At 69.0% G+C, this 5,399-nt stretch carries 4 protein-coding genes and 1 pseudogene; 2 read left to right on the top strand and 3 right to left on the bottom strand.

From position 1 onward, the window contains the following. Nucleotides 1-188 (bottom strand): annotated as a pseudogene (locus ABZZ74_RS52375) (sugar ABC transporter permease); the annotation flags it as partial. Beyond that, a complete protein-coding gene (locus ABZZ74_RS52370) occupies nt 185-1,549 on the bottom strand; it encodes an ABC transporter substrate-binding protein (protein WP_356951190.1) in 1,365 nt (454 codons plus the stop codon). The pseudogene ABZZ74_RS52375 and the gene ABZZ74_RS52370, both read right to left, overlap by 4 nt. A gap of 305 nt (nt 1,550-1,854) precedes the next feature. On the opposite strand from ABZZ74_RS52370, the gene ABZZ74_RS52365 reads away from it, so the two are divergent. Next, nucleotides 1,855-2,616, top strand: a complete 762-nt coding sequence (locus ABZZ74_RS52365) for an FCD domain-containing protein (RefSeq protein ID WP_356951189.1) — start codon at nt 1,855-1,857, stop codon at nt 2,614-2,616. A 459-nt stretch (nt 2,617-3,075) separates the two neighbouring features. Here the strand turns inward: ABZZ74_RS52365 and ABZZ74_RS52360 are convergent, their stop codons facing one another. Next, nucleotides 3,076-4,869 carry a hypothetical protein gene (locus ABZZ74_RS52360; RefSeq protein ID WP_356951188.1) on the bottom strand — a complete coding sequence of 598 codons (1,794 nt, stop codon included), beginning with the start codon at nt 4,867-4,869 and terminating at the stop codon, nt 3,076-3,078. 205 nt (nt 4,870-5,074) lie between these two features. Here ABZZ74_RS52360 and ABZZ74_RS52355 point away from each other — a divergent pair. Beyond that, a partial coding sequence (locus tag ABZZ74_RS52355; protein ID WP_356951187.1) for a PhoU domain-containing protein occupies nt 5,075-5,399 on the top strand: 325 nt, incomplete at its 3' end.

Raw genomic sequence — 5,399 nt, 5'->3', positions numbered from 1 at the left:
GAGATGCCGGTGAAGGCGCCTCCGGCGTTGGTGAACGCGAAGTAGATCGCGTAGCAGGTGGGAAGGACGCCGAAGGCGACCAGCAGCAGTACGTAGCCGGCGACGAATGCCACGCCGGCCCGGCTTTGCCGGGAGGTGCCGCGAGGGCGCCCCCGGACGGAGCCGGCCGAGGAGGGCGTGACGGTCACCGGGAGACCTTGTATCCGTCGGCCTTGGCGTACTTGACGATCGAGTCCTGCCAGGCGGGCAGCAGCGACTCGATGCTCTTGCCCTGTGTCAGGCCGGGCTTGACGGTGGCGGCCCAGATCGCCTCCTGGCTGAACTGGCCCGAGCCCCAGTCGGACCAGACCTGCGAGGAGGCGCCCTTGAGGGCGGTGAGGTCACTGGCGAAGTACCCGGAGGCGGCCTGCGCCTTCAGCCAGTTGTCGGCGGCGGGCGCGTAAGCCGGGAAGCCGGGGGCCTTCTCGCCCTGGTAGGCGTTGTCGGTGGTGACCCACTTCAGGAAGTCGGTGGCCGCCTTGATGTGCTCGGAGTGCTGGGACAGCAGCCAGGTGCCGCCGCCGACGTTGCCGGTGGACGGCGAGGTCTCACCCTGCCACTGCGGTATGGGCGCCACCGCGATCTGCTTGGCCGGGGTCTTGAAGGTGCCCTCGAAGACCGCGCCGCCGTACCACGCCGGGCCGGGCATGAGCAGGACCTTCTTGGCCTTGCTCTTGCCGAAGTCGGTGCTGAAGACGCCGCTGATCGACATCGACTTGTTCTTGATGAGTACGTCCATCAGCTTGGCCATCTTGGTGCAGGCCTCGCTGGCGGTGTTGACCGAGACCGCCTTGGGGCCGGTGATGTGGTTGGCGCCGCACTTGCTCGCCCACAGGTAGATCTCGGGGGTGAAGGTGTCACCCGCGTCGCCCACGAGGTAGCCGGGGTGGTCCTTGGCGACCTTCTCGCCGAGCGCCTGGTACTGCTCCCAGGTCGTCGGCACCGTGTAGCCGAACTGCTTCAGCAGCGGCGCGTTGTACCAGAGCACCACCTGGGAGAGGTCGTTGCGCAGGCAGTAGAGGGTGCCGTCGACCGTGCAGACGTCGTTGGCGCCCTTGGCGAACCCGCCGAGGGTCGCGTTCGGGATCAGCCCCTTGTTCAGCGGCGCCGCGAAGTTCGCCTGAACGGCCCAGCTCGCCTCGTTGTTCTGGGAGCTGAAGACGACGTCCGGCCAGCCCTTGCCCGTGCGGTTGAACAACTGGACCTTCGTCTGAAGGTAGTTGGAGCCGTTGGCGTCGCCGTCGTAGCTGACGATGTGCATCTTCACGCCCGGGTGCGACGCCTGGTACTGCTTCGCGGCGGCCATGCGGGTCGCGTCCACCCAGACGGTCAGCGCCCCGTCCTTCTGCGCGGCCTGCGCGAATCCGTCCTTGGTCGTGCCGGCCGAACCGCCACCCCCGCCACAGGCGGTCACGGTGAGCAGCACGGTGGCGGCACAGCCGGCCAGCAACGCGGCACGTCTCCTGCTGGTCCCTGGCTCCTGGGCGACCGAAGGCTTGTAGACGGACATGTGCGACTCCACTCGGTTTGCGTGAGGCTGACGGCTCTGTCATTACCGCCGCGGAAGAAATTAGCCGCCATATCGAAGGGTCCGTCAAGGGGTGTGTCCGGCTTTTTTCAGAGTTCAGTGAATGCGTGAGGGCTATACAACTGGCGCCTATAACTGGGCAATAGGCGCACGAATGGGCAACTCACACAGAAATTCATGATCAAGTTTGGGAAGAATGAGTACGACTTATATTTGGCTGGGGTACGATGAGCGCGGCTTCAAACCAGATCAGTCACTCTCGTCGCAGTCACCCGGAGGCAGGACACATGAACGACACGCCCGCCGTGCCAGCAGTGGTGAACGGCGCGGACGAGCGGCGCGACTACCGGCCCGGATACGAGGTCGTGGCGGAGCGGATCCTCGAGTTCATCGCCGAGGAGCGCCTGGTACCCGGCGACCGGATGCCTACGGAGAACGACCTGGCCCAGCGGTTGGACACCAGCCGGGCCGTGGTCCGGGAAGCCGTGAAGATCCTCTCGGCGCTCGGCCGGGTGCGGGCGCACAAGGGACGCGGACTGTTCGTCGCGGACGACGACGGCATGCTGATCACCAGTCGCTGGGGCGGCTTCTTCAGGCCCGTGGACCTCGACCACGTCCTCATGCTCTTCGAGTTCCGCCGGGTCCAGGAGATGGCCGCCGCCAGACTCGCGGCCACCCGCGCCACGCCGGCCGAACTGCGCACCATCGAGGTCGCGATGCAGCAGTGCCGGCACGGGTACCTCCAGGGTGAGGTCGACGTCTTCAACCAGGGCGACGACGACTTCCACGCGGCGGTGGCCGCGGCCTCGCACAACACCTTCCTCGGCAGCGCGGTGCGCGACGCCCGCCGACTGCAGCGCCAGTCCAGCGCGATCGGCATCCACAGCACCCTCGGCGAGGGCACCTCGGCCGCGGTCGAGGAACACGAGGCCATCTACCGCGCCATCCGCGACGGCCACCCCGACGAAGCCGCCGCCGCCACGGCCGTACACCTCGACCGGACCCTGGAGGATTACCGACGGGAGATCCAGCGGCGCCTGTTCGGCTGATCCTCCCGCCAAGCGCAGGAGGTTCTCGCGGGCAAGAAGTGTCGCGCAAGGCAGAGTTCAGCCACTGAGTGCAGTTCAGCGCCGGTGGGACTGAAGACATCCAGCACAACAGGTGTGGCGCCATCATTGAATCAGGCGAGGTATGAGCCGAGGCGGGGCGGGGTTGCGGCTCGCCGGCGACACCGCCTTGTGGCGACCGGCCCTTGCGGCACGCGGGCGGGCTTCGCTGTCGGAGCAACGCTCGCCCAGCCCAGCGCGGCCACCCAGATCCGCTCCCGCCTGCCGCTCCGCTGAAGATCGGCACGGTCGCCTCCTGGTCCACGGAGGTGGCCCATCATGTGCCCGCCGGCGGGCGTAACCGCTCCGCTCTCCGCGCCGACGCGGCACCGAAGAACGGGGTTGATGTGCCTGGTCGGGTGGGCGGAGGAACGCTTGAAGAGCCGCTGATCCTCGAGGTGCTCAATCGCCGCCGTCAGCAAAGGCCGGCGCCTCCGCTGCGGGAGCCGCTATGGGGGCGGTCGTGATCGTCATGGGGGTTGCGGTGACGGCGATCAGGTAGGTCGGTGAATGGCCGCCTGGCACCGGGCGGAAGCCGTCGGGGGGTTTGATGATGTAGTCCGCGGAGGTGTGCGGTGCGAGGGTGGCGGGGCCGGACTGGATGGTCCACCAGTTGGAGGCGCCGTGGCCCTTGCGGCTGGCGAAGTGCGGTGTCAGGGGGGAGCCGGTGGTGTTGACGGCTCGTAACTTGATGGCGGTGACGCCGGCTTGTGAGCCGTGGGTGGCATAGCGGGGCGTGAGGGTCAGCTGCAGCGGTGGCCGGCTTGAGGCGGCGATGGCGACGCAGGCGAAGGCGGGGGCGAGCAGTCCGGCGGCCAGGGCTGCTTTCGCGCGGCGGCTGGTGAGGCGGGGCAGGCTCGGTTGCCAGGCGGTGGCGAGCGCGGCGGCCGGGACGGTGGCGGCCGCCGCCAGCCACAGCGGTGTCATCAGCAGGAAGTAGCCGTCCTGGGAGCGAGGCGCCAGATAGAAGACGATCCAGGGCAGGACAGTGACGGCCGGTCCCAGCCGCCGTACGAACAGCAGCGTGGCGGCCAGCAGAGCGAGCAGGAGCAGTTGGCTGGCGTAGGAGTAGTAGTCGAGGCGGCTGCTGCCGGCGGTGAAGTAGTAGGAGATGCCCATCACGCCCTGTCCGTGCAGGATCGCCTTCTGGTTGAGCGGCAGGAGGATGCCGTCCAGCCAGGCGGAGAAGTCCTGGGCGGCGAAGTAGGCGTTGACGGCGGACCAGGTGAGCGCGGCGGTGGCGGTGTAGCGGGCGGTGACTGCCAGGGCGCGGCGGGGGCCGAGTTCACCGCGCCGGACGGCGTACAGGCCGATCAGCAGGAACGGGGTTAAGAACCAGGCGAGTTGCTGGGCCGCGCAGGCCGCTCCCAGGCAGATCGCCCGCAGGGCGCCGCGTGATCCCAGGCGTCCGCCCTGGCCCGTGCTGGGCCAGCGGACTACGACGGGAATGAGGAGGGCGAGGGCGGTGATGGCAGGGTAACCGTAGGCCGCGTAGTGGGGCAGGAACCCGAAGCCGAGGCAGACGGCTGTGGCGGCGGAGCGCCAGGGCGGGGGCAGCAGGAACCAGAGCAGGACGGTGGAGGCAAAGAGGGCACCGGTGGTGACCAAGGTGGCGGCTGCTGTGGACTGGATGACGCCGTGGACCGGTGCGGCGAGCAGGGCGGTCAGGGGTGGATAGCCGTAGACGTAGTCGGCGCCGCCCGACATGGTCTTGGTGATCCCGACGTGCGGCAGGTTGAACAGCCAGGGCCATGGCTGGCCGTAGACGGGGTGGCCGTGCAGGATCTGGTCGGCGGCCTGGGCGGTCAGCGCGGCCTCGTCGGCGCCGGCGTGATGCAGGAGATAGCCGCAGGCCGCCAGGGCGAGGGCGGTGATCAGGACAGCGGCGTCGATGCGGGTCAGTGCCCGCCGGGTGCGTATGAGCAGGCTGAGGGCGCCGCAGATGAGGATCGAGGCGTAGCAGAGGGAGATCACGGCGGCGACGGCCGGGCGCGAGCCCATCGCGGTGGTCCAGGCGCCGCGGGTGCCGATGAAGAGGCTGATCGTGGCGAGCAGCGTCATTCCGCGGTGCAGTTGCTGCGGTGCGGGGTCCGTGGCAGCTTGTGCCGCGGCGGGCAGCGTGGGTGGTGTCGCCGGCTGCGTGGCGGTACGGCGACGGAGCGCGACGCTCGTTCCAACCCGGTCGGTGTCGGCCAACGGACTGCCTCCTCTGCCTTGCCCCCATCGGGCGGGGCAAGAGTGCGTTCGACCACCCGAATGGGCCCGGGCGGTGACGGTCGCACTGTCTGACCATCGAGGACCGGGACGCGTTGTACGTTGTGGGCGAGCGGGTTTCGGGGGAGCGGTGTGTGCGGCTGGCAGCCGGTGACGACGGGGCTGCGGACTGGGCCGTGAGGACTGGATGCGCGAGGCGTATCACAAGGAACTGGAGTCGATCAGTCAGGCACTGGTGAAGATGGCGAACCTGGTCGGTTCGGCCATGGGCCGGGCCACCGGTGCCCAGATGGCCGCCGGCATCCAGCAGGCGCAGAGCGTCACCTCCACCGCGGAGCAGGTCGAAGCGCTGCAACGCAACCTGGAGGAGCGGGCGATCGCGGAGCCGACCCGCCAGCAGCCGCTCGCCACGGACCCGCGGATGGTGGTGACCTCGCTGCGGATGAGCGCGGACCTGGAGCGCTGCGGTGTGCTGGCCCAGCATGTCGCCACGGTGGCCCGCCGCCGTTATC

Origin of the sequence: Streptomyces sp. NPDC006476 (assembly GCF_040612015.1) — a bacterium.
GTDB lineage: Bacteria > Actinomycetota > Actinomycetes > Streptomycetales > Streptomycetaceae > Streptomyces > Streptomyces griseorubiginosus_B.
Note: the sequence above shows the minus strand (reverse complement) of the source record. Positions and strands in the feature narration are given on the sequence as shown.

Excerpts from the sequence above, each read along its gene's own strand:
- ABZZ74_RS52370 (WP_356951190.1), bottom strand. The coding sequence starts at position 1,549 with ATGTCCGTCTACAAGCCTTCGGTCGCCCAGGAGCCAGGGACCAGCAGG.
- ABZZ74_RS52365 (WP_356951189.1), top strand. The coding sequence starts at position 1,855 with ATGAACGACACGCCCGCCGTGCCAGCAGTGGTGAACGGCGCGGACGAG.